We start from the raw sequence: 26,470 nt of genomic DNA, 5'->3' as shown, positions 1-26,470 counted from the left end.
CAGCTTCGGCTCGAAGAAGGACAGCTCGACCGAGAAACAGCATGCCGAATTCGTCCAGCGCATGACCCAGCGCGGCTACACCGAGCGTCAGGTCCGGCGACTGGTCGACTGGTACATGCGGGTCAACAAGGCGGGCTGACGGTGTCGAAGCAGGGGATTGGTATATGCCGAATTTCATCGACCGGCGGCTCAATCCGAAGGATAAGAGCCTCGGCAATCGACAGCGTTTTCTGAAGCGGGCCCGCGAAGAACTCAAGCGAGTCATCAAGGAACAGGTCAAGTCGGACAGGATCATCGACGTCGATGCGGCGCACGGTGTGCCGATGCCGACCGACGGCGCCAACGAGCCGACCTTCCAGCCCTCCCGTGGCAGCGGCGAGCGCAATTACGTGCTTCCCGGCAACAAGGAGTTTTCGGCAGGCGACCGCCTGCCGAAACCGGAGGCCGGCGGCGGTGGTGGCGGCAAGGGCAAGCCCGGCCGCGGCGAGAGCGACGACGAATTCCAGTTCATTCTCTCGCGCGAAGAGGTGCTCGATCTCTTTTTCGAGGACCTCGAATTGCCCGATATGGTCAAGCTCAGCCTCAAGGAGACCGTGACCTTCAAGCCCCGGCGCGCGGGGTTTGCCACGGCCGGAACGCCGACCAACATCAATGTCGGGCGAACCATGCGCAACAGCTTCGGCCGGCGCCTGGCGCTGCACCGGCCGAAGGAAAAGGAGCTGACGGCGATCACCGACGAGATCGCCCGGCTCGAAGCGGAGCCGGATCCGACGGCGAAGGATCGCCAACGGCTCCGGGACTTGCGCGGGGAACTCGAAAGGATCGAGAAAAAGCGGCGGCGGATCCCTTACGTCGATCCGGTCGACATCCGCTTCAACCGCTTCGAACAGCAGCCGCTGCCGAACGCCAACGCGGTGATGTTCTGCCTGATGGACGTCTCGGCCTCGATGGGCGAGCGCGAAAAGGACCTCGCCAAGCGCTTCTTCGTGCTGCTGCACCTGTTCCTGAAGCGGCGCTACGAGCGCATCGACATCGTCTTCATCCGCCACACCGACGAGGCGCGCGAGGTCGACGAGCAGACCTTCTTCTACAGCACCCAGAGCGGCGGCACGATCGTCTCGACGGCGCTTGAAGAGATGATCCGCATCGTCGAGGACCGCTATCCCTCGCAGGTCTGGAACATCTATGCCGCCCAGGCTTCCGACGGCGATAACATCATCGGCGACAGCGAGCATTGCGCCGCCTTGCTCAGGGAAAAGCTGACGAAGCTCTGCCAGTACTATGCCTATGTCGAAATCATCGACGAGCGCGAGACGGAAATCTTCGGCTCGACCGACAACGGCACGGCGCTCTGGCGTGCCTATCGGACGGTGGACGGCGAAAAATCGAACTTCCAGATGACCCGGATCGCAAAACCCGGCGACATCTACCCGGTCTTCCGCAGGCTTTTTGCCCGGCAGCCGGCCACACGCACGCGCAAGTGAGGGGGAGACTGAATGGCACGACGCGCGACTTCAGGCCTCCTGTTTCAGGGGTCCGACTGGAACTTCGCGACGCTGTCGCGGGCCTACGACGCGATCGAGACGATCGCGCTCGAGGAAATGGGCCTCAGCGTCTATCCGAACCAGTTGGAGATCATCACCTCCGAGCAGATGCTCGACGCCTATTCCTCGGTCGGCATGCCGCTGATGTACCAGCACTGGTCGTTCGGCAAGCGGTTCGCCTATGAGGAACACCACTATCGCAAGGGACACCGCGGCCTTGCCTACGAGCTGGTGATCAACTCCAACCCCTGCATCACTTACCTCATGGAAGAAAACACCATGGCGATGCAGGCGCTGGTGACCGCGCATGCCGCCTTCGGCCACAATCACTTCTTCAAGAACAACTATCTGTTCCGGCAGTGGACCGACGCCGGTGCGATCCTCAGCTACATGGACTTCGCCAAGAAATACGTGATGAAATGCGAGGAAAGACATGGCACCGCGGCGGTCGAGGCGATCCTCGATTCCGCCCACGCGCTGATGGACCAGGGTGTGTTCCGCTATCGCCGTCCGCCGCGGCTTTCTTCGGAGAAGGTCCGGGAGCGGGCGCGCGAGCGGTTGGAATATGAGGAGCAGACCTATAGCGATCTCTGGCGCACCCTGCCGCAGGTCGCCGAAAACCGCGACCCGGCGGAAGCCGAGCGCGACGCGTCGGAACGCAAGAAGGTGCTCAACCTGCCGGAAGAGAACCTGCTTTATTTTCTCGAGAAACACAGCCTGATCCTGGAACCCTGGCAGCGGGAACTGCTGAGGATCGTTCGCGTCATCGCACAATATTTCTCGCCGCAGCGCCAGACCAAGGTGATGAACGAGGGCTGCGCCACCTTCGTCCACTACACCATCATCAACCGGCTCTACGATCAGGGCAGGATCGGCGAAGGCCACATGCTGGAACTGCTGCAGAGCCATTCGAATGTCGTGTTCCAGCCCGATTTCGACGACCGCCGCTACCCCGGCATCAATCCTTACGCACTCGGATTTGCGATGATGCAGGACATCCAGCGGATCGCCACCGATCCGACGGAAGAAGACCGCGACTGGTTCCCGTCCTTCGCCGGCAACGGCGACTGGATGGAGACGCTGCGCGACGCCTGGGCGAACCACCGCGACGAATCCTTCATCCTGCAGTATCTGAGCCCGGCGGTGATGCGCAAATTCCGCCTGTTCCACCTGGCCGACCGCTCCTCCGATCGTTTTGTCGAGGTCGCCTCGATCCACAACGAGCGCGGTTACTCCGCCGTCCGCTCAGCACTCGCCAACAGCTACGACGTGGCCGCCAACCAGCCGGACATCCAGGTGATGGATGTCGATCTTCTCGGCGATCGGCAGTTGCGGCTGCAGCACAATGTCAAGCACGGCATCCTGCTCGACGAAGGCAGCCGCGACGCGACCATGCGCCACATCCGGCACCTCTGGGGCTACGAGGTGAGCCTTGCCGGCGTCGATGCGCAAAGCGGGCGCACGGTCTACGAGTGCTCGACGGCAAAGGCTGCGGAGTGAGCACCGGCGGCGGTCAGCCCCAAGGCAGCGCGATCGGAGCGCACGGCGGACGCCACGTCCTGGCCGACGCCGTCATCACAAGAATTCGGAGCTGCCATTAACAGAATTTGGCCTTGGAGCCGAGATCATACGCCCGCGCCGAGGCTGATGAGCAGTTCGTCCAACTGATCGAACTGCTCGGGCATCACGTCTTCCATGCCGACGAAGGCCTCGTCGAGCCCTTCCTTCGACGGATAGAGCTCCTGAAGGACCAACAGCGTCCTGCCATCGATTTCCTCAAAAGTCACCGTCGTCACGGCGCCCTCATCGCCTTCGTCATTGGTCCAGACGATGCGCGCAAGCGGCGATACTTCGAGGTACTTGCCGAAGAAGGCCATGGCACTGGAAGCGTCATGGCCAAAGGCGATGCGATAACCGCCGCCGGTTCGAACGTCCATCTCGCAGGAAATGATGGGGACGCCGTGCGACTTCGGCGCCCACCACAGCTTGAACAATTCCGGTTTGGTCCACGCGTCGAACACGAGACGAACCGGGGCGTCGAACATGCGCTTCACGACGAGCTCGCGCTCGGACGTCCGCTCGACCGACGTGCGGCCGTCACCCATTCTCAGACCCATCGATGTTCTCCTTCCGGATCAGCGCTTCGACAACATCGTCGAGCGCGTCGAAGCGTGCGCTCCAGATCTTTCGGCGCGCGTCGATCCACGCCGCCTCTTCCCCGAGCCCGCGAAGGCCGAGCCGGCAGGTCCGCACGCGCCCGACCTTCTCGGTCGTCACCAGCCCCGCCTGCTCCAGCACGCCGATATGCTTCTTCATGCCCGTCAGCGTCATGCGGAACGTCTCCGCGAGTTCGGTGACGGATGCGTCCCCGCTTTCGAGCTGTTCCAGGACGCCGCGTCGGGTGGCGTCCGAAAGTGCGGCAAAGGAGGCATCAAGGCGTGCTGTCGAATACTGAACCATATAGTTCAGTGTTAACACGCCAGTTTCTGCGATGCAAGGGGCGTGACAGGCCGCGGAGGATCAGGACGGAAAGCGCGGGAGTTCAGGGGATTGCAGCGGCGGCAGCGCCCTGGCAACATCGGCGATAGCGACGCGGCAAGCGGGCCAAACGCCTGGCCCACTGATCGCAGTGTCGGGCGGGGGCTGGAGCACCAGCTCCGCCTACACGCGTCGCCCGCCCAAAAAGCGTCAGCCGGCCGCGACGCCCAGCGAAACCGGCGACACGACCGCCTCCTCTTCCGCGGCCGCAGCAAGCCAATCGTGAAAGGCCTTCATCGCCGGGGTGACGGTCCGCGATTTGAGCCGCGTCAGCCAATAGCTTCCCATGGACGTGTGGACGTCGAACGGCTGCCGGATGGTGCCGTCTGACAAGAGGCGCGGAAACATCAGCGGCGGCGCCAGCGCCACGCCGATCCCCTGTGCCGCTGCCTCCATCATCGCCAGCGAACTGTCAAAGACGATGCCCTTCAACAGTGGCGCCGGATACTCGATCCCGGCGGCCTCGAACCAGGTGACCCATTCGTCGGCGCGGTAGGAACGAAGCAGGGTCTCGTTCAAGAGATCGGCGGGCGTCTTCAGCCTGTCGGCGATCTCCGGCGTGCAAAGCACCGAGAGCGGCGCCTCGAACAGTCGCGTCGCCTCGATATTGTGCCAGGAACCGCCACCGAACCGGATGGCGAAGTCCAGGCCTTCGGCCGCCATGTCGACGCGGTTGTTGTTGGTCGAGAGGCGGACATCGATGAACGGGTGCTTGGCCTGGAAATCGGCAAGCCGCGGCAACAGCCAGCCGACGGCAAAGGTGCCGACGGCGCCGATCATCAGCACCTCGCGAATATGGCCGGCCTCGAAGCGCTCGAGCATGTCCGCCATCCGGTCGAAACTGTCGCGCAGGACCGGCAGCAGCGCCTCGCCCTCCGCGGTGATCATCAATCCACGCGGCAACCGCTTGAACAGGGTAACGTTCAAGCGGCCTTCGAGCAGCTTGACCTGATGGCTGACCGCCGCCTGGGTGACGCAAAGCTCGATCGCCGCGCGGGTGAAGCTTAAGTGCCGCGCCGACGCCTCGAAGGCGCGCAGGGCATTGAGCGGAAGATATGGCCTGACCATCGATGCCCTAGCTCAGTTAATGGGTGTCGCAAATAAACGTGGTTTGTTGCCCCGGCACAATCCCCTTACGGTGAAATCCATCGGCGGGCAGGTTTTGCCCGTTGACCCGCAATCGAAAGGCCGCGGGTGGCCGCCAGGCTCGGGGGACATCCCATCAGACGCCTTGCCGGGCTCTGGTGTCATTCCACGGCGCACGCGCCCCACGCCCGCCGGCGCCATGCCGCATTCGCACCGCTCCGCCACCGCGCCCGAAAGCCGGCCGATGGCCGCAATCGTTTTTCGCCCGCGGGACATTCGTGTCCGGCGCGGTTTCCTGCACGCTAAAGGTCCGTCCCGCCCATCATGAAGTTCGTCGCAAACGTCCTTGGCACACTCCTCAACCTGGCGACCGTCGGAGCGCTTGCGGCAGCCACGCTGGTTGCCGCCCTCACCCGCCACCTGCCCGATCACCACACACTGGCGAACTGGGAGCCGGCCGTGACCACCCGTCTCTACGCCGGCGACGGCACGATGGTCACGGAACTCGCGCGCGAGCGCCGGCTGTTCCTGCCGATCGGCGCCGTTCCCGACCGTGTCCGGCTGGCGTTCCTGTCGGCCGAAGACAAGAATTTCTACCGCCATCCCGGGATCGATATCACCAGCATCGGCACAGCGCTGCTCGCCAATCTCGCCAATTATGGCTCGGGCCGGCGCATGATCGGCGGCTCGACGATCACCCAGCAGATTGCCAAGAACTTCCTTCTGAGCGCCGATCGCACGGTCGAACGCAAGCTTCGCGAGGCGATCCTCTCGCTTCGCATCGACCAGACTTATTCCAAGGACCGCATCCTCGAACTCTATTTGAACGACATCTATCTCGGTCGCGGCGCCTATGGCGTGGCGCAGGCGGCGCTCACCTACTTCGACAAGCCGGTCGACCGGCTTTCGGTGGCGGAAGCCGCGTATCTTGCGGCGCTGCCGAAGGCACCCAACAATTACGATCCCGAACGCCAGGCGGTCCGGGCAACGGCGCGGCGCAACTGGGTCATCGACCAGATGCGGCAGAATGGCGTCATCGATGCGGCGACCGCGAAGATGGCGTCGGCAACACCGCTTGTAACCAGGCTGCGCGAACCGGAGCCAGCGGCAGCCGCCGCCGACTACTTCACCGAAGACGTTCGCCGCCAGCTGAATGGCCAATATGGCGAGGCGGCGCTCTACACCGCCGGATTTTCCGTGCGCACCACGCTCGACCCGAAACTGCAGCAGGCCGCGATGAAGGCGCTGCGCAAGGGGCTTGTCGACTACGACCAGGCAAAGGGCTATCGCGGTCCGGTCGACCGGCTTTCCTCGACCGCGGATTGGCCGTCAGCGCTTGCCAAGCTGCGCCCGCTTTCCGACGTGCCGGAATGGCGGCTCGCCGTGGTCCTTTCGGTCGGAAAGGACGAAGCGGAGATCGGGCTGCGGCCGAGGCCTGCAGTCGCAGCGCCTGCGGACGAGACGGCCCGTCTCTCCCGACAGGGCACGGACTGGGCGTTCTGCCGTCCGACCAAGGGCAAGCGCAACTGCGCCGAGGGTCTCGACGGGGTGCTGTCACCGGGCGATGTCGTCTATGTCGAGAAGCTCGAGGCAGGCTACGTCCTCAGACAACCGCCGCTCGTGCAGGGCGCACTGGTCTCGATGGACCCCAACACCGGCCGTGTGCTGGCCGTTGCCGGCGGCTTTTCCTATGCCCAGTCGGAGTTCAACCGCGCGACGCAGGCCTATCGCCAGCCCGGCTCCTCCTTCAAGCCCTTCGTCTATGCCGCGGCGCTCGACAACGGCTACGCGCCGACGACGCTGGTGATGGATGCGCCGATCGCGCTTGCCGATGGCGCCGGCAGGACGTGGAAGCCGAAGAACTATGACGGGCGTTTCAGCGGCCCTTCCACCTTGCGCGTAGGGCTCGAAAACAGCCGAAACCTGATGACCGTGCGCCTCGCTCGCCATCTCGGTATGGATCTCGTCGCCGACTACGGCAAGCGTTTCGGGATCTACGACGAGCTGAAACCCTACCTGCCGATGTCGCTCGGCGCCGGCGAGACGACGCTGCTGCGTCTCGTTTCCGCCTATGCGGTCATCGCCAATGGCGGCAAGGCGGTGACCCCGTCGATGGTGGATCGCATTCAGGACCGCTATGGCCGCACCATCTTTCGCCACGACCAGCGCCATTGCGACGGTTGCAACGCTGCCACCTGGACCGGGCAGGAAGAGCCGGTGGTCGACGACAACCGCGACTATGTGCTCGACCCGATGACCGCCTATCAGGTAACGTCGATGCTGCGCGGTGTCGTCGAGCGTGGCACCGCCCGCAATGTCGCGTCCCTTGGCGTGCCGATTGCCGGCAAGACCGGCACCACCAACGACGAAAAGGACGTCTGGTTCGTCGGCTTCACACCCGGCATCGTCACCGGCGTTTTCCTCGGCTACGACACCCCAAAACCGATGGGCAACGGCGAAACCGGCGGCGGCCTGGCCGCACCCGTGTTCATCGACTTCATGAAGACGGCGCTTCAGGGCCGGCCGGCGGCAGATTTCCACGCGCCATCGGGGATGATGTTCGAAACGATCGACAGGAAAAGCGGAAAGCCCGTGCCAGAGGCTGTGTCCGGCGCGATCACCGAGGCCTTCAAGCCGGGCACAGCCCCTTGCCCCGATGGGTGTCCGGTGATCGATGGTTTCGAAACGGCAAGCACGACGTCCGCGGCCGAAAGCGACCTTTCGCCCGAGCAGCGTGAAAAGCTGCTCGCCAACGGTGGCGGGCTCTACTGACATGGCCCGCCCCCTTCGCTCCCACCCGGATCCTCGCGGCCGCCTGCTTGTCGTCATCGGCGCCTTCGCGCTCGTCTTCGGCCTGATGCTGGCTCGGCTCGTGCAACTGGGCGCTGCCGACTATGAGCGCACCGGGTATATCCCCCCGCCGCCATCGCTCGGACGCCCGTCGATCCTCGACAGGAACGGCAACCTTCTGGCGATCGACGTTCCGAGCTCCGGGCTCTACGCCGAACCGCGATTGATCGTGGACGTCGATGAGGCGGTCGAGAAGCTCGCCGCGATCTTCCCCGATCTCGACGGGCGAGACCTTTACCTGCGCCTCAAAAGCGGCGCCGCCTTCGCCTGGATTAAGCGCCAGGTGACGCCGGCCGAGGAACAGGCCGTGTGGAACGCCGGCATTCCCGCGCTGGGCTTCCAGCGTGAGAAGCAACGCGTCTACCCCAACGGCGCGCTCGCGGCCCATGTGCTTGGCGCCGTCGATATCGACAATATCGGCATCGCTGGCATAGAGCGCTGGATCGAAGGCCAAGGACTGGAGGTCCTGCGCCAGAGCGGCATGGACCTCTCGCACCGCAATCTCGAGCCGGTCAGCGTCACGCTGGACATCCGGATCCAGCATGCGCTCGAGACCGAGCTTCGCAAGGCGATCGCCAAGTTCGACGCCAAAGCAGGCGCCGGCCTTGTGCTCGATGCCACCAATGGCGAAATCCTGGCGCTGGTCTCCTATCCCGATTTCGACCCCAACCGCCCGATCGACGCCCTGAGGCCCGATCGCATCAACCGCATCGCCGCCGCCACCTTCGAGATGGGCTCGACCTTCAAGGCGCTGACGACGGCGATGGCGCTCGATTCCGGACACTTCACGCTCGCCTCGGTCATCGACGCCAGCCGGCCGCTCGCCTTCGGCCGCTTCCGCATCAACGACTATCGTGGCCAGCACCGACCCCTCACGCTGCCCGAGGCCTTCATCTACTCGTCCAACATCTCGATGGCAAAGATGGCGATCGCCCTCGGTCCAGAGAATTTCAGAGCTTTCCTGGGTCGGTTCGGGCAGATGTCGCGGCTGACGACGGAACTGCCGGAAAGCGCCCATCCGCAGTTGCCGCGGCGATGGGGCGAAATCGATACGGCGACCGCATCCTACGGCCACGGCATTGCCGTCACGCCGCTGCAGGCGAGCATTGCGGTGGCGGCACTCGTCAACGGCGGCCGCCTGATCCGCCCAACCCTGATCAAGGGCGCGCCCGTGGAGGAACGCGTTCTGGCGCGCGACCTGATCCGGCCCGAGACCGGCGATGCGTTGCGCTACCTGCTGCGGCTCAACGCCAAGACCGGCTCGGCCAAGAAGGCGGAGGTCAAGGGCTACTTCATCGGCGGCAAGACTGGCACGGCCGAGAAGGTGGTGGGCGGCCGCTACTCCAAGGAGCTCAACATCACCTCGTTCATGGGCATCGTCCCCGTCGACAATCCGCGCTATCTGCTTCTGACCCTGCTCGACGAGCCCAAGGGCCTGCCAGAGACCCATGGCTTCCGCACTTCCGGCTGGAACGCGGCACCGCTTGGCGGAGCCATATTCGAACGCATCCTGCCGATGCTGACGCTGACGCCCGATTTCACCATTGCCGATATCAGTTTTCCCGAGATCAGCCGGCAGGGCGCTTTCGGCGCCGAACTCTTTCCGTCCCGGACGGGAAGCGGCGCACGGGTCAGCGACGCGCTGGAAGGCGCGCTCTGACGGAAGGCAGGAGGGATGGCGCCGCCGCGTGGCCAGTGGCAGGACAGCAAGTTCGTCCGTTCAGGACCGTCGTAGGCCGTTGGATCCCGGTCGACGTCTGCGCGACCGGCTTGCCTGAAGACCTGCCGATCTCAGTGGGTGAGATTGCACGATGTGCGTGGGAGGGTGGCAACGACACCGCCCTCCAACGCTTCAGTAAACAAGCTCGGGTCAGTTGAGGATCTGAACGACGGTCCCCGACTGCGGCTCCACAATGACCCGCTGGTCGTTGACAACCGCATAGGCGTAACGCGGATTCTCCGGAACCGGCGTCAACACGACGGCCGAAGGGATTGGCTGGCCGACGATGATGCGCTCCTGAACCACGACGGTCGCCGGAGCAGGCTGCTGCTCGACATAGGTGACGACTTCCGGCGGCGGAGGTGTCAGCGCCCCGCCAAGCGCTCCGCCGACCACGGCGCCGACGCCGGCCCCGATCGGGCCGCCGACAACAGCGCCCGCGGTTGCACCACCAACCATTCCTGCGGCAGCGCCTGCATCCTTGTTTGCATCCTGAGCAAGGGCAGGCATTGCAAGTACACCGGCAAGCGCCGTCGCGATCATAAGCGTCTTCATGTTCTTTCCTTTCGTTCGATCGGCAATTCAACGAACGGAACAGGAATTCGTTCCGAATAAATCGAACGATCCACTTCCGTGAGACGTTCATCACGGATGCGCCTACAGTGAATCGTTGTCGTATCCTGGGGATGCGCCAAGATATATTATAAAACATGAAGATATGTATTTGATGATCGACTTCCGGCGTGGCGGAGCGCTCAATTAAACCAGGCGGCAAAGACCCTGGGCGGACCGATTGCCCAGACGCGCGTGACTGGCCCGCGGATCGTCTTCGCAGACCTCGGCACCCGCCTAGTCGCGAGGCAACCTGCCGAGCAACAGATCGTTCCCTGCGCGGTTGCCGCAACGAGAACATTTCAGCGTTCGGGCGATGGCGTTGAGCGGTGCGTCGTGCCCGCAGGCTTCGGCGATTCGTCTTCTGTCGAGAACCGCCTGGTGGCGACACGTCCCGCATTTGGCCACGAGCACGTACCATTCCGCCAACTGGTCCAATGTCGAGCCGTAGTCAGCGGCGTCTTCGCGCGGCATCAAATCGATACTTCGACGATGCCTCATCGCTGGTCCTCATCAAGCTTCGTCTTCATTCACATGCCACCGGTGGGCGCAGCTCCAGGGTTTCGGCGGGAATGGTGTCTTTCACACCGCAAGCGCTTTTCGCCGCTCTCCCTCAGGATCGGGCATGACTGTCGGTCGGGTCACCGCGCCGAACCGTCGAGCCTCAATGAAAGCTGCACCCCACCTCGCTTCAAACGCGGCAGCGGCGGCGCCATGTCGATCCGCCCGAAGGTCCGCTTGCGCCATTCGGCCTCGCGCTCGCGCTTCATCCGAACCGCTGCAACCGCAGCCATTGCGCGTTCGATCACCTCTTCCGTGTGGGTCATGGTTTCTATCCTAGCCATGGGAAACCTCCGCTTTGTTCTTGTTATGTTCTTATTTTAGCGTTCCAAAGTCAACCCTTCCCGGGTGGGAACCCGAATCGCATTCAAGCGAACGGCCTTCGCGTCTCCCGGTCTGTGGTGAACAGGCCACGGATCGGCGTTGCCGGCGTGCCACAGGCCGAAAGTTCCGCATATGCGGGGGCAACAAATTTCCCTTGTTTTTCAGCGCTTGCAGACCCCCCACGGGCCGCCACCTCATTAACCTTCGCATGGCCGAATTAACCTTTTGTTAACCATTTGATCGATACACCGAGGCAACGGAAAATTTACCAAGATGAACGATGTGTTAACCGAATCCCGGCCGATCCGCCTCAAGGGGCGCTCCTTCCTTGCGCTCGCACTGACGCCAGAGCTGCCCTTCGAGGACTGGCTTCAGCGACTAGACGACCTCGCCTCCCGCTCCGCCGGTTTTTTCCTGCGGCGGCCCGTGGTGCTCGACGTCGACGGACTGGACATCGATCGTCAGCAACTGCGCGATCTGGTGAGCCAACTGACCTCGCGTAACGTCCGCATCATGGGCATCGAAGGCGCACGCCAGTCCCTGCTCGGCGCCGATCTGCCACCGGCGATGAACGACGGGCGGCCTGCCGCCGACTTCGAAGCCAAGATGGCCGAGCAGGCGGAAAGGCCCGAAGCCCCGGAGGCTGAAGCCGAGGTCGTGATGGCGACCGAAACGGTCGCGACCAAGGTGACGCCCTCGATCGTCGTCAGCCAGCCGGTTCGGTCGGGACAGTCGCTGTTCTTTCCCGAGGGCGACGTGACGATCATCGGTTCGGTCGCCTCGGGCGCCGAGGTCGTGGCCGGCGGCTCGATCCACATCTACGGCGCGCTGCGCGGCCGGGCGATGGCGGGCACCACGGGCAACGCATCGGCACGGATTTTCTGCCGCAAGCTCGAGGCGGAACTGATTGCGATCGACGGTTTCTACAAGACCGCCGACGACATGGAGCAGAACCTGCGCGGCAAGGCGGTGCAGATCTGGCTCGACGGCGAAGCGCTCAAGGCGGGAACGCTCGGCTAGGGCGAGGCAAGGCAGAGCGCGGATGGTAGCCGTCCGCATCGGATGATTCGGGTCGAACCGACCGGGATCATCAGGACGTAGGCGAAGGCGAATTCTTAGATACTTGGAGAGACGTATGGGCAAGGTAGTCGTAGTTACATCGGGCAAGGGCGGCGTCGGCAAGACGACGTCCAGCGCCGCACTGGGTGCCGCACTCGCTCAGAACGGCGAGAAGGTGGTTGTCGTCGATTTCGACGTCGGCCTGCGCAATCTCGATCTCGTCATGGGCGCCGAGCGGCGCGTCGTCTATGACCTGGTCAACGTGATCCAGGGAGAGGCCAAGCTGTCGCAGGCGCTGATCCGCGACAAGCGTCTCGAGAGCCTCTATCTCTTGCCGGCCTCGCAGACCCGCGACAAGGACAACCTGACGCCGGAAGGGGTCGAGAAGGTCATCGCCGCGCTGCAGAGCGCCTTTGACTGGGTGATCTGCGACAGCCCCGCCGGCATCGAGCGCGGCGCGACGCTCGCCATGCGCCACGCCGACATCGCCATCGTCGTGACCAATCCGGAAGTCTCGTCGGTGCGCGATTCCGACCGCATCATCGGCCTGCTCGATTCCAAGACGCTGAAGGCCGAGAACGGCGACCGTATCGAAAAGCACCTGCTGCTCACCCGCTACGACCCGGTTCGCGCCGAGCGCGGCGACATGCTGAAGGTCGACGATGTCCTGGAGATCCTGTCGATCCCGCTGATGGGCATCATCCCGGAGAGCGCCGATGTTCTGCGCGCCTCAAACGTCGGTTCGCCGGTGACGCTCGCCGACACCCGCTCCGCGCCGGCGCTCGCCTATTTCGACGCCGCGCGCCGACTGAAGGGCGAAGCGCTGCCGATCACCATTCCCGGCGAGAAGCGCAGCTTCCTCGGCAAGATTTTCGGAAGGAAGGCGGCATGAACCCTTTCCGTTTCTTCTCCCGCTCCCAGTCAGCGCCAGCCGCCCGCGAGCGGCTACAGGTGCTGCTGGCCCATGAGCGCGCATCGGCCGGCGATAGCGATCTCGTCACCAAGCTGCGCGACGAAATCCTGAAGGCGATCTCCAAGCACATGCAGATCGACGACGACAAGGTGCGCGTGACGATGGAGCGCGGGCCCCAGGTCTCGACCCTCGCTGTCGACATCGAGATCCCCTTCGACGCCAAGAAGGCCGCCTGACGGCGGCCGTCCGGTTCCCGAAGCAACGGGTCCAAGCCTATTCGGCCGGGCAACATCCCTTTGATGTTGCCCGGCCTTTTTTGAGCGAACGCCACCGGAAAATCCGTTGCGAACCATCCTCGCCACTGCGGGACGCGATTGTCACGCCGCTTGTTGCGGCAGCGGCCCGACATAGACCGAGCGCGGCCGGATCAGCCGGCCTTCGAGCGACTGCTCGCGGGCGTGGGCGAGCCAGCCGACCGTTCGGCCGATGGCAAAGACACCGGTGAAGGCGTCGCGGGGGAACTTCAGCGCATCGAGCAGAAGCGCCGTGTAGAACTCCACATTGACGTCAAGCGGACGGTCGGGCTTGCGCAGTCTCAGGACGGCGAGCGCCGATTGCTCGACCGCCTCGGCCAATTCGATGCGATCACGGTTGGCCGGCTCGGCCGCAACCAGCTGCTTCAATGCACCTTTCAACGCGTCGGCGCGCGGGTCCCGGACACGATAGACGCGATGGCCAAAGCCCATCAGCCGCTCACCCTGGTCGAGTGCCCGCACAAGCCAGTCTTGGGCATTGTCGGGCGTGCCGATCGCATCCAGCATGTCGAGCACCGGGCCCGGCGCGCCACCATGCAGCGGGCCCTTCAGCGCACTGATCGCGGCAAGCACCGACGATGTGAGACCGGCTTTCGTGGACGCGACGACGCGGGACGCAAAGGTCGAGGCGTTGAGGCCGTGATCCGAAATCGTCACCAGATAGGCGTCGAGCGCTGCAACCGCCGCGTCGTTTGGAACCCTTGCGCCAAGCATCGCCAGGATATCGGCCGCATGGGAAAGCGCGGGCGTCGGCGCGACGGGTGTCTCGCCCCGTTTCAAGCGCAGGACTGCCGGCAGGAAGACGGCCGGAGCAGCCAAAAGCATGAGCGCCGTGTCGAGATCGTCGCCGTCGGCAAGCCGCGCGATCAGAGCGCGCATGACATCGACGGGCGGCAACGCCAGCAGGTCGCGGTCGATGGTCTCGACATGGGCGAAAATCTCGACCCGTTTCTGCCCGAGGCGCCTTCCAAATTCCGCCGCATCGGCAATGGGCTCGAAAAGACCCGAAAACAGCAGGGTGACGACATCCTCGTAGCGCGCATGGGCGACAAGGCGATCGAGCGACACGCCGCGTATGATCAGCTGTCCGGCCTCGCCATTGACGTGGGAGAGCTGGGTTTCGGCGGCGACGACGTCTTCAAGTCCGTTGTTCATCATCATGTTTCTCCTTTACGGGAGAAAAGATCGGATCTAGATGTATTGACGTCAATCTTGATGCAATTGATCAATATGAAGACACTCTGGATCAGCGCCGAAGAGGCGCTTTCGCGCCTCGGCAGCAAGCGGCAGACACTTTATGCCAATGTCAGTCGCGGCCGCATCCGCGCCAAGCCCGACCCCGCGGACCCGCGACGCAGCCTTTATCAGGCCGACGACGTCGAGCGGCTGGCCGAACGCCATGCGGGGCGGCGCCAGGCCGCCGTCGTCGCGGCCGGTGCGATCCGCTGGGGCGACCCCGTCCTGCAGACGACGATTTCGAGCATCGCCGACGGGCAACTCTATTATCGCGGACAGGAAGCGACCGCCCTTTCGATGGACGCGACCCTGGAGGAAGCGGCCACCCTGCTTTGGCAATTGCCCGAAACGGTTGCCGTTTCGGCCGGTGACGAGGGCGCCGGCCGGTCTCGCCTTTCCACGACGCTTGCGCTTCTTGCCGGCCGCATCGAAGGCGATCTGCCGGCACTCGGGCGCCGGCCGGCCGTTTTGAGAAGCGAGGCCGTCGAGGTGCTTTCAACGGTCGCCGCCGGACTGGCACCATCGCTTCGGTCGCTGCCACTGCATCTCAGGCTCGCCGAAGGGTGGGGGCGGCCGCAAGCGGCCGAACCGATCCGCAGGTGCCTGGTGCTTTCGGCGGAACACGAGCTCAACGTTTCGGCCTTCGCGGCCCGCGTCACGGCCTCTTCCGGTGCAGCCCTTTCCGCCGCCACCCTGTCCGGACTTGCCACACTCACCGGGCCGAGGCATGGCGGCGCCTGGCTGAGCGTCACGCGGCTGGCCGAGCAGGCGGCCTCGGCAGGGGTGCGCGAAGCGATCCGGGACATGCTCGCCTCAGATGGCCTGGTCAGGGCCTTCGGCCACCGGCTTTATCCGCAGGGGGATCCGCGCGCCAAGGCGATCATGGCCAGTTTCGATGTCCCGCCGCTCTACACCGCACTTGCGGCTGCCGGAGAGGACCTGCTGGGCGAACCGGCCAATATCGACTTTGCCTTCGCGGCACTGGCCGCGGCCTTCGATCTGCCCGAGGACGCGCCCCTCGTCATCTTCGCGCTCGCGCGCACCGTCGGCTGGCTTGCCCACGCGATGGAACAGGTGGAAAGCGGCGAGTTGATCCGGCCGAGAGCGCACTACACCGGATGCTGAATCGAGACCGCATTCCACCTTGGATATGCAAGCCTTCGCATCCGGAACAATATCTACCCGGAAAACTCGACGGCGCCCTACATTAAATAATGGTAATGAAGCAACGCCAAAGGTGTTTTGCGCCGAATATTACACCTTATTAACATGACGCGTGCCGGTCGAAGTATTACCTTCATCTCGAGGCTGAATATTGCCGGCGACCGCTTCGGCCGTGACGCGACAATAGGAGACAGCCTTCTCTGGAAGCTTTCACGCTTTCTTGATTTCAGGAGATGCAGATATGCGCTCGCCCCTCAAGATCACCACCATCGCAGCCCTCGCCCTTTCCCTTCTTGGCGGCGCGGCCTTTGCCGCCGATCACCACGACCATGGTCGCGACAATGACCGGGGCGCCTATAACGGCGACTATTACCAGGGCATTTTCGGCCCCGACGATATGACCGCTCCGTCCATGCCAATGCGCGTCCACACGGCGTCAACCCGGCTCGACCGCGTCCTCACCGAGCTCAGGGCCGATAACCGCCAGATCAACGCCGACCGAGCCGAAGGCAGGCTGACTGTTGCCAGCTACAACAAGCTCGAGCGCGAGGATGCGGCGATCCGCGCCCAGGCTCTCAACACGGCATCCGCGCACAACGGCATGCTGCCCAACCAATCCTATGCCCGGCTTCAGGGCGAAGTGCGCCACCTCGACAACGACATGTCCCGCATGGCCTGACCGGCAGCCGGCTCACCGGATGTGAGCTTATTTCCGGCGGCCGACCCTGCCTGGCCGGCCGCCGGATCCACCCAACAAGCAACGCCTCTTAAAAACCGGGACGACAGCACGTCGCTGCGGCAGGAGCCGTGCGCTCGTCAGCCAGCAAAAGGAACAGCATCATGTCTAACAGTCTCAAGAGGTACCGTGCTGCCGCCCTCCTCGGTGCAGCCGTTATCGTCGCCCCCCTTTCGGTGGCGGCCTTTGCAACCCACACGGTGGCGGCAGCCGCGGCAACCACACCGGCAACGTCCGCGGCGTCCGGCGAAGGCGTATCGTTCGCGCCGATCGTGTCTGCCGACAAGCCCGCCGTCGTTACCATCACGACCGAAATCAAGGCGGAACAGAGCGGCGGCGACGAAGCCTCGCCCTTTGCCGGCTCGCCGTTTGACGAGCAGTTTCGCCAGTTCTTCCACGACCAGGGCATCCCGGTTCCGGATCAGGCGCCCCGGCAGCAACAGCAATCCCAGCGCGCCGAGGCCCTCGGTTCCGGGTTTGTCGTCAGCGCCGATGGCTACATCGTCACCAACAACCACGTGATCGACAAGGCCCAGCGCATCACGGTGACGCTCGACGACGGCAGCCAGATGCAGGCCAAGCTTATCGGCGCCGATCCGAAGAACGACCTCGCCGTCATCAAGATCAAGCCGACGGCGCCGCTTGCCACGGTCTCCTGGGGTGATTCCGACGGCTTGCGCGTCGGCGACCAGGTGCTGGCGATCGGCAACCCGTTCGGTATCGGCACGACGGTAACCTCCGGCATCGTCTCCGCCCGCGGACGCGATCTGCATAGCGGCCCCTATGACGATTTCATCCAGATCGACGCCCCGATCAACCACGGCAATTCCGGCGGCCCGCTGGTTGACGCGAAGGGTCAGGTGATCGGGATCAACACCGCGATCTATTCGCCCAACGGCGGCAGCGTCGGCGTCGGTTTCGCCATTCCCTCCGACCAGGCGCAAAAGGTCGTCGCCAAGCTGATGAAGGACGGCTCGATCGAACACGGCTTCATCGGCGTTGAGATCCAGCCGGTGACGGCGGATATCGCTGACGCGATCGGCCTTGGCCAGCCGCAAGGCGCGCTCGTCGCCGGCGTTAACGGCGGAACGCCCGCCGCAAAAGCCGGCCTCAAGGCCGGCGACGTGATCACCGCGCTCAGTGGCAGCCCGGTGAAGTCACCGCGCGACCTGTCGCGCATGGTGGCCGACCTTTCGCCCGGAACCGCGCAGAGCCTCAGCATCTGGCGGACCGGCAAGACCAAGGATGTCTCGATCACCATCGGCCGCAACACCGGCGACCAACAGTAGGCCCGCACGTTCTTCCTCCCGTGTTTCCCATGCCCGGTCGCATTACGACCGGGTATGGCCTTGCCGGCGATCGCGCGTGAGCGATCGCGTTCAGGCGGCAAGCGTTTCCATCCGGTTCTGCTCGCGCCAGGCGACCGGGCTCAAGCCGGTGACCCGGCGGAACTCGCGATTGAAGTTCGACTTTGTCTGAAAACCGGATTCGAGCATCGCCGCGGTGACTGTCATATCGGTCTCGCGCAGCAGCCGGCAGGCCTCGGCGATCCGGAAGTCGTTGATGTATTGGGAGACATTCTTGCCCGCGAGCCGGTTGACTGCGCCGGATATCTGTCTGGCGGGCAGACGCGCGCGTCGGGATAGTCGTGACAGCGTCAGGTTCTCATCGCGCGCAAGTTTCTGGCCGACCAACAGGTCATTGATATGGTCAAGGATTTCGCGGTCCTGCGACAGGTCAGACGAAGCCTCCGCGACCTGGGCAGTTGCGGCCGGTTGCACCCGAGCCCGGTCGGCGACAAGTGCGGTCAGCCCAATAAAGAGCAAACCCAAAAGGTTGGCGTTGCTGACCATGATGCCGATGTTCTCTCCCTTCGCCCATTCGAAATCGAGCACGATCGCGAGATCAAACAGAGCCGACAGGCACAATGAGACCGCGGCGATGATCAGGGCGCGGTGCGCAGCCTGAGCGCCTTCGAAGCGCGCCTCGTCCAACGCATCGACGCCGGGACGTGCCAGGTTCAGGAGGATCAGCGCGTATCCGACATACTGGGCAATCAGGAGCGCATCGATCGGTCCCTGCCTCAGCACCACCAGCGCCGCGATGACCAGGGGCGGAACTCCGTGTATCCACACCGCACCGAGGGACGCGCGATCATCACCGCCAATCAATCTGTGGAAGCTCGCCAGCACGAGAGGCGGTACCCAGCTTGCCAGGATCGGCAAGACGAAACGCAGCTGTTCGATCTCGTAGCCCCAACGCAGGCCGACGACGACCGACTGGAGGGCGCAGAGTGCCATCAGGATCAGGAATGGCCGGTTGCGCTCGACTGGATCGTCGCCGTGCAACAGCAGCACGAGCAAGACCAGGAGCATCGCGGCAACGACGAAGGGCAGCGGCAGGAAGATCAAGGCAGGTCCTTTGGCGGGCAAATCATGCAGTCAGATCAGGTACGTCACGGGGTGCATCATCGCCCAGATCGCGATTCGGGACGACCTCGATCACGATCAAGGACGCGGACAGGCCCGCCGAGGGCAACGATCAGCCGTCCTTTCAACACAGCGAGATGCCCATGCCCCTTCTTCAATTTGTTCCGATCGCCTTCTTCGTTGCAAGCCTTGCCGCCTCCGCACAGGCGAGCGACGTCGGCGTGCGCGAAATCAAGGTCCCTGCGCCCAAACGCGGCGCCGATCTCAATGTCACCGTCTGGTATCCGGCCGGGGCGGGCGGCGAACCAGTCCTTATCGGCGACAACCGGATCTTCAAGGGTGCGCCCGCTTCGAAGAACGCCCCCTTGCTAGACGGGCGATATCCGCTGGTGGTCGTGTCGCACGGCTCGGGCGGGCGCATCGACGCGGTTGGCTGGCTCGCGGCCGACCTTGCCGCAGCTGGCTTCATCGTCGCCGGTCCCAATCACCCCGGCTCCACCAGCGGAAACTCGCTGCCTGCCGAGACGCCGAAGCTGTGGCAACGCACCGAGGATCTTTCGGCTGTCATCGACATGCTGACCACCAGCGCTGAGTGGAAGAGCGCCATAGAAGCGGACCGGATCGGCGTGCTTGGCTTCTCGCTGGGAGGAGCGGCTGCCATGGAACTATCGGGCGCGAGAGCCAGCCTCGAAGCCTATGCGCGCTATTGCGACAGTTACAAGAAGTGGGATTGCGCCTGGTACGCCGGCGGCAGGGGCTATGCCGATGACGCGCCCGTGACGGTCGACAAGATCGATCTGCGCACGATCGACAAGGTGCGTTTCGAGCAGTCGAACCGCGATCCGCGCATCAAAGCGGCCGTGCTGGTCGAACCGGGCCTTGCGCAGGCCTATACGCAGGAGAGCCTGAAGACGGTCGCGATCCCGATGAAATTCATCAACCTTGGCAGCAAGGAGACGATCCCGGTCGCCGTCGCATCAGAGCCGCTGGCTGCACTGGCGCCGCAGGGCTCCTATGCCGCAATCGCCGGAGCCGACCATTTCAGCTTCCTGCCGGAATGCAAAGACGGGGCGGCCGAAGTGCTCAAGTCCGTTGGTGAAGTTGACCCGATCTGCAACACCACCGAGCGACCACGCGCTGATATCCATGCCGACATCAGCAAACTGACGCTCGAAGCCCTTCAGCACAACCTGGCGGATCAATAGGGCCTGATTGCCGTTGTGAGGTGGCGTCGGTCGCCACCTCACAAGGGGACGCTGGCGGCAGGAAGGGATGGGAGCGGGGCGCCCAACGGTGAAACTTATGATCGAAGGAAGTCCAGTAGCGCCGCATTGAACGCATCCGCCGCCTCGATATTGACGATATGTCGACCTTGCAGCGACAGGTGCCGCCCCCGTTGCACGCGCGATGCTATCGCTTCGAGGTCGGATGGTGGACACACCGGATCCCCGCCGCCGGAAATGGCGAGCACCGGATTGGCGATGCCTGCGATATCCTCTCGCAGGTCGGCGTCCGCCAGCGCGGCGCAGCCGCCGATATAGCCATCGATCGCGGTGGCGCCGAAACTCTCGAGCACGCGCTCAACCGCCTGACGATTGCTGGCAGCGAATTCCGGGCTGAACCAACGCTCCGATGTGGCCGCGCTCAAGGGTGCAAGGCCATCCGCCCGAACGCTGTCGATACGCGCTGCCCAGCTCTGCGGCGTACCGATGCGCGCTGCCGTCGCGCAGACAATGATCTTGTCGAGGCGCTTGCCGGCATGCACGCCCAGCCATTGCCCGGTCAGACCACCGATCGAGAGGCCGCAGAAATGTGTGCGTTCGATCTCCAGAAAATCGAGCAAGGAAACCACGTCGCGGCCGAGATCGGCGATCGTATAGGGCGGCGGCGGCGCGGACGAGCGGCCATGGCCACGGCGATCGTAGCGCAGCACGCGAAAATGCGGCGACAGCGCTGCGATCTGTGCGTCCCACATCGTCAGGTCGGTTCCGAGCGAATTGCAGAAGACCAGCCAGGGCGCGCTGCCCTTCTGGTCGCCGTCGATGCGGTAGTGAAGCCGGTGCGTCGGAAGGTCGAGAAAAGCCATGAAACGAGAACTCCGATGGAGAAAGCCGCCATTGCTGGCAGTTGCGTTGGAACGGGCGCGACGCCGCCCCAATGGCGTCCTATCCGCGATAGATAGTTACCCTCGGAGCGCGCTCCAAAAGGGTGGTGGCCGGACCCTTCGCGATCCGGCTACCATTTTCGTTCGTTATACTGTCGCCAGACGCGCGAGCTCGACACGACGAGCATTGCTGACGGAAAAGACCAGCGTGGCGAGTGCGGATATTGCCGCCGGTATGGCGAAGATCGCAAAGTTCTGCTGCAGCGGATATTCCTGCGCCAGAAGCACGCCGCCGAGCGTCGGCCCGACAATGGCGCCGATACGGCCGACCCCGGAGGCCCAGCCCAGTCCTGTCGAGCGCACCGAGAGGTTATAAAGCTGGGCGACGCTGGCATAGAGCAGGATCTGCGTGCCGATGGTGGTGGCGCCGGCGATGAACACCATCAGGAACAGAAGCGCCGGCGGCAGACTGAAGCCGATCAGCGCGATCGAGAAGGCCGCGGCGACGAAGAAGCCGACCACGACCTTCGGCAGACCGAAGCGGTCGCCGAGCCAACCGCCGGCAATGGCGCCGACCATGCCGCCGAAATTGAGCGAGAACAGGCTGAGCAAGCTCGCCTTCTCGGCATAACCGGCCTCCTGCAGCACCTTCGGCAGCCAGGACGAAAGCAGATAGACGAGCAGCAGGCAGCAGAAGAACGCGACCCAGAGCATGAGAGTGCGCAGCGTGCGCTGATGGCGGAAGAGTTCCAGAACCGACGCCGATGCGCCTTTCGTCTCGGAGAAGACAAGCCGATCCGAAGCACCAAGCATCACGCTGGGATCGATCTTCGCGTAGATCCGCTTCGCCTTCTCCTGCTTGCCCTGCCGGATGAGGAAGCCGAGCGATTCCGGCAGCTTCCAGAGGATGACCGGCAGGAGCAGCAACGGTACCGCAGCGATGAAGAACATCGGTTTCCAGCCGTAGGACGGGATGAGGCCGATGCCGAGACCGGCTGCCACCATGCCGCCGACCGAATAGCCGGAGAACATCAGGGCGACCAGCGTGCCGCGCAGCCGCTTCGGCGCATATTCGTTCATCAGCGCCACGGCATTCGGCATCAGTCCGCCGCAGCCGAGACCGGCGAAAAAGCGGAAGATCTTGAACTGTTCCGGCGAGCTGGCAAGGCCGGTCAAAAGGGTCGAGACGGTGAACAGCACGAAGCTCATGGCGATGCCCTTCTTGCGCCCGATCCGGTCGGCAAGCGGGCCGAAGATCAGCGCCCCGAACATCATGCCAAACAGCGCCCAGGCCTGCAGCGCGCCAGCTTGCGGCTTGCTCAGGCCCCATTCCTTGATCAGTGTCGGCAGCACGGTTCCGGCAACGAAGACGTCATAGCCATCGACGATCAGCAGCAGCGCCGTCAGCGCGACCACCATCCACTGGAAGCGCCCGAGCGGGCTCCCGTCAATTGCTTCATTCACATCGATTGTGCGCATATCATCTCCTCCCCAGGCGTTCGCGCGTTTCAAAAATACCGTCAGCCGAGATCGCCGCCGGCGACCGGCAGTACGCTGCCGGTGATGTAGGAGGCCTCGTCGGAGGCCAGAAAAAGGATGGGAGCCGCCTGCTCCTCGATGCTGCCGTAGCGTTTCATGAAGCTCGACTGCTTCACCTGGGCGACGACCTCACCCATCCATGCCTTTTCAGCTTCGCTGTCGCCGGCCGCATTGCGCGGAATCCGGCGCGGCGGCGCTTCCGTTCCACCGGGCGCGGTGGCGACCACGCGGATGTTGCGCTCGGCAAGCTCCATCGCGAGAGATTGCGTGATGGCGTTGACGCCGCCCTTGGCCGCCGAATAGGGCACGCGGTGAATGCCGCGCGTGGCGTTCGAGGACACGTTGACGATGGTGCCGCCGCCGCGGGCAAAGAGATGCGGCAGCACGGCATGGCAACAGTAGAGCGTCGGCATCAGGGAACGGCGGATCTCCGCATCGATCTGCGCCGGTTCGAACTCGCAGAACGGGCGCATGCGGATCGCGCCGCCGACATTGTTGATCAGGATGTCGATGCCGCCGAATGTTTCCACGGCAAAGCGCATCGCCGCGGCTGCTCCCTCGTGGGTTTCGAGATCTGCGACGAAGGCCGCCGCCCGCTCGCTGCTGGCCTCGGCCGCCACTTCGGCGACGAACTCCGCGCGGTCGACGAGCAAAACCCGGCCGCCTTCAGCCACCGCCCGAAGCGCTACGGCGCGGCCGATCCCTTGCGCCGCACCGGTGACGACAAGCACCTTGCCGGCGAAGCGGGCCGTGCTCATGCGGCCTCCTTCGCCACCGCATTCGGCGTGAATTTCTCGTAGTGGAAACTGTTGGGTTTCACGCCGGTGTCGTCGAGATGTTTGCGCACCGCGTCGACCATCGGCGGCGGGCCGCAGAGATAGACGTCGACATCGCCACCGTTCATCAGCTCCCCCGGCATATGCTGGGTGACCCAGCCCTTGCGCGGGTGGCTGGAGGCGGCATCGGCGACGACCGTTGAGAAGGTGAAGTTGGGAAGCCGTTTCGTGTAGGCCTCGATCTCATCGACCAGCACCAGATCGAGATCGCGGGTGACACCGTAAATCAGATGAACCTTCTGATCAGCGTTCGTCCGGGCGAGCTGTTCGAGCATCGACAGGAACGGCGCCAGTCCCGTGCCGCCGGCCAGGAACAACAGCGGGCGCTGGACCGCGCGCAGATAGAAGCTGCCGAGCGGCCCCGTCAGCTCCAGTTTCGTGCCGACTTCGGCGCGTTCCAGCCAGGTGCTCATCAGACCGCCCGGGATCTTCTTGATCAGGAAGCCGAGACGGGTTTCGCCGGGCGCTGAACTGAAGGAATAGGAGCGGCCCTGGCCGCTGCCGGGCACGTCGATGTTGACGTATTGACCGGGCAGGAAGGCGGGGGCTGCGTCCGTGTCCAGTTCCAGCACGATCGCGGCGTCGTTGTGCGGGCTGATGCGCGCGACTGTTGCCGAGAATTTCTGCTGCCCGGTCTTGCAGGCCGTAGACGTCGTCGGCACGGCGATGACGCAGTCGCTCGACGGCTTCATCTGGCAGGTCAGAACCAGGCCGCTTTCCGCCTCGTCCGATGTCAGCGCATCGTCGATGAAGTCGTCGCCGAGGTCATAAGTGCCGCTTTCGGCGCGACACTTGCAAGTGCCGCAGACCCCGTCGGAACAGTCCATCGGCAGGTTGATCTTGTTGCGGAAAGCGGCGTCGAGCACCTTCTCGTCGTCTCGGCATTCGACGAAACGGGTCACCCCGTCCTCGAAATTCAAAGCGATCCTGTAGCTGGCCATGGTTGTTCCTCCCATTCCTGTCCTTCAGGCAACGGTCATCAGATGTGGTAGACGTCGATGACCTGGCGGATGTAGTCGTTCTTCAGCACGATTTTCTTTTGCGAGATCGTCAGCCCATCGCCGCTCTTTCGCAGCGTTACGAACATGGTGCCGAAGAAATGGTCGGTGACCTTGTAGCGGTGGTTGAGCGTGTGGAAGTTGTAGCGGACGTCCACTTCCTCGCCGCGGTCGGCCACAAGCTCGACATTGTTGACGTTGTGGCTGGTGCGCGGCTCCGGCGTGGAGGCGCCCGACCGCTCCGTCTTGATGCGGAAGACGCGATCCTCAAGGCCGTCGCGGCTCGGATAAAAGATCAGCGAAATCTCGGACTGCGGATCCTCGGTCAGCTGGTCGTCGTCGTCCCATGCCGGCATCCAGTAGGTGACATCGGGCGCATAGCAGGTCAGCCATTCGTCCCACTCACGGTCGTCGAGCAGGCGCGCTTCGCGGTAGAGGAAGGCGCAGGCGGCTTCATAGGAGATGCTCATGCGACCGCTCCCTGCTTTTCGGAGGCAAGGGCAGCACGCATGACCTTCGCCCAGTATTCGTGCTGTCGCACGAACAGACCCTCGTCCTCGCTGCGTTCACCCGAAAGCAGCGGCTGGAGGCCCATGCGCGTGGCGTTGTCATCAGGCCCGTCGATCCAGAGCGGCGCGCCGCGCGACAGATCGTTCCAGAGCGCGGTGATGCCGGCATAACCCTGCTGGCAGGCGCGGAACTCTTCCAGATCATCCGCCGTGCCCATGCCGGACACGTTGAAGAAATCCTCGTACTGGCGGATGCGCAGTGCCCGGTCTTCGGCGCTTTCGCCCTTCGGCGCGAAACAGAAGATGCTAATCTCGGTCTTGTCGACGCTGATCGGGCGGGTGACGCGGATCTGGGTGCTGAACTGGTCCATCAGGAACACGTTCGGATAGAGGCAGAGATTGCGGGTCTGGTTGACGATGAAATCCGCTTTCACCTCGCCGACACGCGCCTTGATCTCCTCGCGGGCATGGAAGACCGGCCGGACCTCGGGGTTCATGGTGTTGGTCCACAGCAGGATATGGCCGTTGTCGAAACCATAGACGCCGGCGATCGAACGGCTCCAGCTCGAGGCGTCGACCGCCTTGGTGCCCTCCTCGTGGCGGCGACCCATGGTGGCGGCATAGTTCCAGTGCACGGAGCTGACGTGGTAACCGTCGCAGCCGTTCTCCATCTGCAGCTTCCAGTTTCCGTCATAGATGTAGGAGGAGTTGCCGCGGAGAACTTCGAGACCGTCAGGCGCCTGGTCGACGATCTGGTCGATGATCACTTTCGTTTCGCCGAGATAGTCTTCGAGCGAGGAGACATCCGGGTTGAGGCTGCCGAAGAGGAAGCCGCGATAGCTCGCAAAACGCGCGACGCGCTTCAGGTCATGCGAACCGTCCTTGGCAAATTGCGGCGGATACTGCGTGGTCTTTTCGTCCTTCACCTTCAGAAGCTTGCCGGTGTTGGAGAAGGTCCAACCGTGGAAGGGACAGGTGAAGCTGCCCTTGTTGCCATGCTTGCGACGGCAGAGCATCGCGCCGCGATGGGCGCAGGCGTTGATGACCGCGTGCAGTTCGCCCGATTTGTCGCGGGTGACGACGACGGGCTGCCGCCCGATCGTGGTGGTGTAATAGTCGTTGTTCCCCGGGATCTGGCTCTCATGGGCGAGATAGACCCAGTTGCTTTCGAAGATGTGCTTCATCTCCAGCTCAAAGAGGTCTTCGTTGGTGAAGATGTCACGGCGGCACCGGAACGTGCCGGCCTCATGATCGTCTTCGACGGCGGTGGCGAGCAGGTCGTCGAGGGCTTGGGCTTTGTCGATAACTGCGGACATGGTTCTTCTCCCGCAAACGGCTGATCCGTGCTCGGCTCTAGCGATTGCAACAATGTCGGTGGCAAGGGGCGGCGGCTCGGTC

At 63.8% G+C, this 26,470-nt stretch carries 23 protein-coding genes and 1 pseudogene; 11 read left to right on the top strand and 13 right to left on the bottom strand.

What is annotated here, in order from left to right; translation table 11 throughout:
- Positions 1–164 precede the first annotated feature (164 nt).
- Positions 165–1,484, top strand: a complete 1,320-nt coding sequence (locus tag VGO12_RS24935) for a YeaH/YhbH family protein (protein WP_327515409.1) — start codon at positions 165–167, stop codon at positions 1,482–1,484.
- Between the two features lie 12 nt (positions 1,485–1,496).
- The gene (locus tag VGO12_RS24930; protein WP_327515408.1) at positions 1,497–3,044 is read left to right on the top strand and encodes a SpoVR family protein; all 1,548 of its coding nucleotides are present in this window, start codon (positions 1,497–1,499) and stop codon (positions 3,042–3,044) included.
- 125 nt (positions 3,045–3,169) lie between these two features.
- Here VGO12_RS24930 and VGO12_RS24925 read toward each other — a convergent pair whose 3' ends face one another.
- From VGO12_RS24925 to VGO12_RS24915, 3 genes are all read right to left on the bottom strand, one after another.
- Positions 3,170–3,661 (bottom strand): SRPBCC family protein, encoded by a 492-nt coding sequence (locus VGO12_RS24925; RefSeq protein ID WP_327515407.1) that lies wholly within the window; start codon positions 3,659–3,661, stop codon positions 3,170–3,172.
- The gene (locus tag VGO12_RS24920; RefSeq protein WP_327515412.1) at positions 3,642–4,004 is read right to left on the bottom strand and encodes a metalloregulator ArsR/SmtB family transcription factor; all 363 of its coding nucleotides are present in this window, start codon (positions 4,002–4,004) and stop codon (positions 3,642–3,644) included. Before VGO12_RS24920 ends, VGO12_RS24925 begins: the two co-directional genes overlap by 20 nt.
- Positions 4,005–4,232: 228 nt before the next feature.
- On the bottom strand, positions 4,233–5,150 hold the full coding sequence (locus VGO12_RS24915) for a LysR family transcriptional regulator (protein ID WP_327515406.1): 918 nt from the start codon (positions 5,148–5,150) through the stop codon (positions 4,233–4,235).
- 342 nt (positions 5,151–5,492) lie between these two features.
- Between VGO12_RS24915 and VGO12_RS24910 the strand changes: the two genes are divergently transcribed.
- Entirely contained in the window at positions 5,493–7,940 is a 2,448-nt protein-coding gene (locus VGO12_RS24910; protein ID WP_327515405.1) for a penicillin-binding protein 1A, read from the top strand.
- A gap of 1 nt (position 7,941) precedes the next feature.
- Positions 7,942–9,678 carry a penicillin-binding protein 2 gene (locus VGO12_RS24905; RefSeq protein ID WP_327515404.1) on the top strand — a complete coding sequence of 579 codons (1,737 nt, stop codon included), beginning with the start codon at positions 7,942–7,944 and terminating at the stop codon, positions 9,676–9,678.
- A gap of 210 nt (positions 9,679–9,888) precedes the next feature.
- Here VGO12_RS24905 and VGO12_RS24900 read toward each other — a convergent pair whose 3' ends face one another.
- Together VGO12_RS24900 and VGO12_RS24895 are read right to left on the bottom strand one after the other, a co-directional pair.
- A complete protein-coding gene (locus tag VGO12_RS24900) occupies positions 9,889–10,293 on the bottom strand; it encodes a DUF1236 domain-containing protein (protein WP_327515403.1) in 405 nt (134 codons plus the stop codon).
- Between the two features lie 698 nt (positions 10,294–10,991).
- Complete coding sequence (locus tag VGO12_RS24895; RefSeq protein ID WP_327515411.1) at positions 10,992–11,177, bottom strand: hypothetical protein; 186 nt, start codon at positions 11,175–11,177, stop codon at positions 10,992–10,994.
- Positions 11,178–11,508: 331 nt separating this feature from the next.
- On the opposite strand from VGO12_RS24895, the gene minC reads away from it, so the two are divergent.
- From minC to minE, 3 genes are all read left to right on the top strand, one after another.
- Complete coding sequence (gene minC, locus VGO12_RS24890) at positions 11,509–12,255, top strand: septum site-determining protein MinC (RefSeq protein ID WP_327515402.1); 747 nt, start codon at positions 11,509–11,511, stop codon at positions 12,253–12,255.
- A gap of 115 nt (positions 12,256–12,370) precedes the next feature.
- Positions 12,371–13,186: a septum site-determining protein MinD gene (minD, locus tag VGO12_RS24885; RefSeq protein ID WP_327515401.1), complete on the top strand. Its 816-nt coding sequence runs from the start codon at positions 12,371–12,373 to the stop codon at positions 13,184–13,186.
- On the top strand, positions 13,183–13,443 hold the full coding sequence (gene minE / locus VGO12_RS24880) for a cell division topological specificity factor MinE (protein WP_327498954.1): 261 nt from the start codon (positions 13,183–13,185) through the stop codon (positions 13,441–13,443). The genes minD and minE overlap by 4 nt, the downstream gene beginning before the upstream one ends.
- Before the next feature lie 141 nt (positions 13,444–13,584).
- On the opposite strand, the gene VGO12_RS24875 is transcribed toward minE, so the two are convergent.
- On the bottom strand, positions 13,585–14,676 hold the full coding sequence (locus VGO12_RS24875) for a citrate synthase/methylcitrate synthase (protein ID WP_327515410.1): 1,092 nt from the start codon (positions 14,674–14,676) through the stop codon (positions 13,585–13,587).
- 60 nt (positions 14,677–14,736) lie between these two features.
- On the opposite strand from VGO12_RS24875, the gene VGO12_RS24870 reads away from it, so the two are divergent.
- The 3 genes and pseudogenes from VGO12_RS24870 to VGO12_RS24860 form a co-directional block, all read left to right on the top strand.
- Positions 14,737–15,882: a citrate synthase gene (locus tag VGO12_RS24870; protein ID WP_327515400.1), complete on the top strand. Its 1,146-nt coding sequence runs from the start codon at positions 14,737–14,739 to the stop codon at positions 15,880–15,882.
- A gap of 280 nt (positions 15,883–16,162) precedes the next feature.
- Positions 16,163–16,600, top strand: a complete 438-nt coding sequence (locus VGO12_RS24865) for a hypothetical protein (RefSeq protein ID WP_327515399.1) — start codon at positions 16,163–16,165, stop codon at positions 16,598–16,600.
- 161 nt (positions 16,601–16,761) lie between these two features.
- Positions 16,762–17,943, top strand: a pseudogene (locus VGO12_RS24860) (Do family serine endopeptidase); the annotation flags it as partial.
- A 93-nt stretch (positions 17,944–18,036) separates the two neighbouring features.
- Here VGO12_RS24860 and VGO12_RS24855 read toward each other — a convergent pair.
- Positions 18,037–19,068 (bottom strand): AraC family transcriptional regulator, encoded by a 1,032-nt coding sequence (locus VGO12_RS24855; protein WP_327515398.1) that lies wholly within the window; start codon positions 19,066–19,068, stop codon positions 18,037–18,039.
- Positions 19,069–19,229: 161 nt separating this feature from the next.
- Here VGO12_RS24855 and VGO12_RS24850 point away from each other — a divergent pair, with 161 nt between their 5' ends.
- Positions 19,230–20,291 (top strand): alpha/beta hydrolase family protein, encoded by a 1,062-nt coding sequence (locus tag VGO12_RS24850; protein WP_327515397.1) that lies wholly within the window; start codon positions 19,230–19,232, stop codon positions 20,289–20,291.
- 95 nt (positions 20,292–20,386) lie between these two features.
- On the opposite strand, the gene pcaD is transcribed toward VGO12_RS24850, so the two are convergent.
- The 6 genes from pcaD to VGO12_RS24820 all read right to left on the bottom strand — a co-directional run bounded on the left by pcaD (position 20,387) and on the right by VGO12_RS24820 (position 26,388).
- Positions 20,387–21,172 carry a 3-oxoadipate enol-lactonase gene (pcaD, locus tag VGO12_RS24845; protein WP_327515396.1) on the bottom strand — a complete coding sequence of 262 codons (786 nt, stop codon included), beginning with the start codon at positions 21,170–21,172 and terminating at the stop codon, positions 20,387–20,389.
- Between the two features lie 165 nt (positions 21,173–21,337).
- Positions 21,338–22,669 (bottom strand): MFS transporter, encoded by a 1,332-nt coding sequence (locus VGO12_RS24840; RefSeq protein ID WP_327515395.1) that lies wholly within the window; start codon positions 22,667–22,669, stop codon positions 21,338–21,340.
- 41 nt (positions 22,670–22,710) lie between these two features.
- A complete protein-coding gene (benD, locus tag VGO12_RS24835) occupies positions 22,711–23,487 on the bottom strand; it encodes a benzoate diol dehydrogenase BenD (protein WP_327515394.1) in 777 nt (258 codons plus the stop codon).
- Positions 23,484–24,506: a benzoate 1,2-dioxygenase electron transfer component BenC gene (benC, locus tag VGO12_RS24830; protein ID WP_327515393.1), complete on the bottom strand. Its 1,023-nt coding sequence runs from the start codon at positions 24,504–24,506 to the stop codon at positions 23,484–23,486. Before benC ends, benD begins: the two co-directional genes overlap by 4 nt.
- Positions 24,507–24,544: 38 nt before the next feature.
- Positions 24,545–25,033, bottom strand: a complete 489-nt coding sequence (gene benB / locus VGO12_RS24825) for a benzoate 1,2-dioxygenase small subunit (protein WP_327515392.1) — start codon at positions 25,031–25,033, stop codon at positions 24,545–24,547.
- A complete protein-coding gene (locus tag VGO12_RS24820) occupies positions 25,030–26,388 on the bottom strand; it encodes a Rieske 2Fe-2S domain-containing protein (protein WP_327515391.1) in 1,359 nt (452 codons plus the stop codon). The genes benB and VGO12_RS24820 overlap by 4 nt, the downstream gene beginning before the upstream one ends.
- Positions 26,389–26,470 lie beyond the last annotated feature (82 nt).

Origin of the sequence: Ensifer sp. (assembly GCF_035999135.1) — a bacterium.
Classification (GTDB): domain Bacteria; phylum Pseudomonadota; class Alphaproteobacteria; order Rhizobiales; family Rhizobiaceae; genus Ensifer.
This window is presented reverse-complemented; position numbering and strand designations above follow the sequence as displayed.

Bases quoted from the DNA above. Each gene is read 5' to 3' on its own strand.
- benC (WP_327515393.1), bottom strand. From the start codon at position 24,506: ATGGCCAGCTACAGGATCGCTTTGAATTTCGAGGACGGGGTGACCCGT.
- VGO12_RS24930 (WP_327515408.1), top strand. From the start codon at position 1,497: ATGGCACGACGCGCGACTTCAGGCCTCCTGTTTCAGGGGTCCGACTGG.
- VGO12_RS24870 (WP_327515400.1), top strand. From the start codon at position 14,737: ATGCAATTGATCAATATGAAGACACTCTGGATCAGCGCCGAAGAGGCG.
- benD (WP_327515394.1), bottom strand. From the start codon at position 23,487: ATGAGCACGGCCCGCTTCGCCGGCAAGGTGCTTGTCGTCACCGGTGCG.
- benB (WP_327515392.1), bottom strand. From the start codon at position 25,033: ATGAGCATCTCCTATGAAGCCGCCTGCGCCTTCCTCTACCGCGAAGCG.
- minE (WP_327498954.1), top strand. From the start codon at position 13,183: ATGAACCCTTTCCGTTTCTTCTCCCGCTCCCAGTCAGCGCCAGCCGCC.
- VGO12_RS24865 (WP_327515399.1), top strand. From the start codon at position 16,163: ATGCGCTCGCCCCTCAAGATCACCACCATCGCAGCCCTCGCCCTTTCC.
- VGO12_RS24895 (WP_327515411.1), bottom strand. From the start codon at position 11,177: ATGACCCACACGGAAGAGGTGATCGAACGCGCAATGGCTGCGGTTGCA.
- VGO12_RS24920 (WP_327515412.1), bottom strand. From the start codon at position 4,004: ATGGTTCAGTATTCGACAGCACGCCTTGATGCCTCCTTTGCCGCACTT.
- VGO12_RS24935 (WP_327515409.1), top strand. From the start codon at position 165: ATGCCGAATTTCATCGACCGGCGGCTCAATCCGAAGGATAAGAGCCTC.
- VGO12_RS24915 (WP_327515406.1), bottom strand. From the start codon at position 5,150: ATGGTCAGGCCATATCTTCCGCTCAATGCCCTGCGCGCCTTCGAGGCG.
- VGO12_RS24850 (WP_327515397.1), top strand. From the start codon at position 19,230: ATGCCCCTTCTTCAATTTGTTCCGATCGCCTTCTTCGTTGCAAGCCTT.
- VGO12_RS24820 (WP_327515391.1), bottom strand. From the start codon at position 26,388: ATGTCCGCAGTTATCGACAAAGCCCAAGCCCTCGACGACCTGCTCGCC.
- VGO12_RS24840 (WP_327515395.1), bottom strand. From the start codon at position 22,669: ATGCGCACAATCGATGTGAATGAAGCAATTGACGGGAGCCCGCTCGGG.
- minD (WP_327515401.1), top strand. From the start codon at position 12,371: ATGGGCAAGGTAGTCGTAGTTACATCGGGCAAGGGCGGCGTCGGCAAG.
- pcaD (WP_327515396.1), bottom strand. From the start codon at position 21,172: ATGGCTTTTCTCGACCTTCCGACGCACCGGCTTCACTACCGCATCGAC.
- minC (WP_327515402.1), top strand. From the start codon at position 11,509: ATGAACGATGTGTTAACCGAATCCCGGCCGATCCGCCTCAAGGGGCGC.
- VGO12_RS24875 (WP_327515410.1), bottom strand. From the start codon at position 14,676: ATGAACAACGGACTTGAAGACGTCGTCGCCGCCGAAACCCAGCTCTCC.
- VGO12_RS24900 (WP_327515403.1), bottom strand. From the start codon at position 10,293: ATGAAGACGCTTATGATCGCGACGGCGCTTGCCGGTGTACTTGCAATG.
- VGO12_RS24925 (WP_327515407.1), bottom strand. From the start codon at position 3,661: ATGGGTCTGAGAATGGGTGACGGCCGCACGTCGGTCGAGCGGACGTCC.
- VGO12_RS24910 (WP_327515405.1), top strand. From the start codon at position 5,493: ATGAAGTTCGTCGCAAACGTCCTTGGCACACTCCTCAACCTGGCGACC.
- VGO12_RS24905 (WP_327515404.1), top strand. From the start codon at position 7,942: ATGGCCCGCCCCCTTCGCTCCCACCCGGATCCTCGCGGCCGCCTGCTT.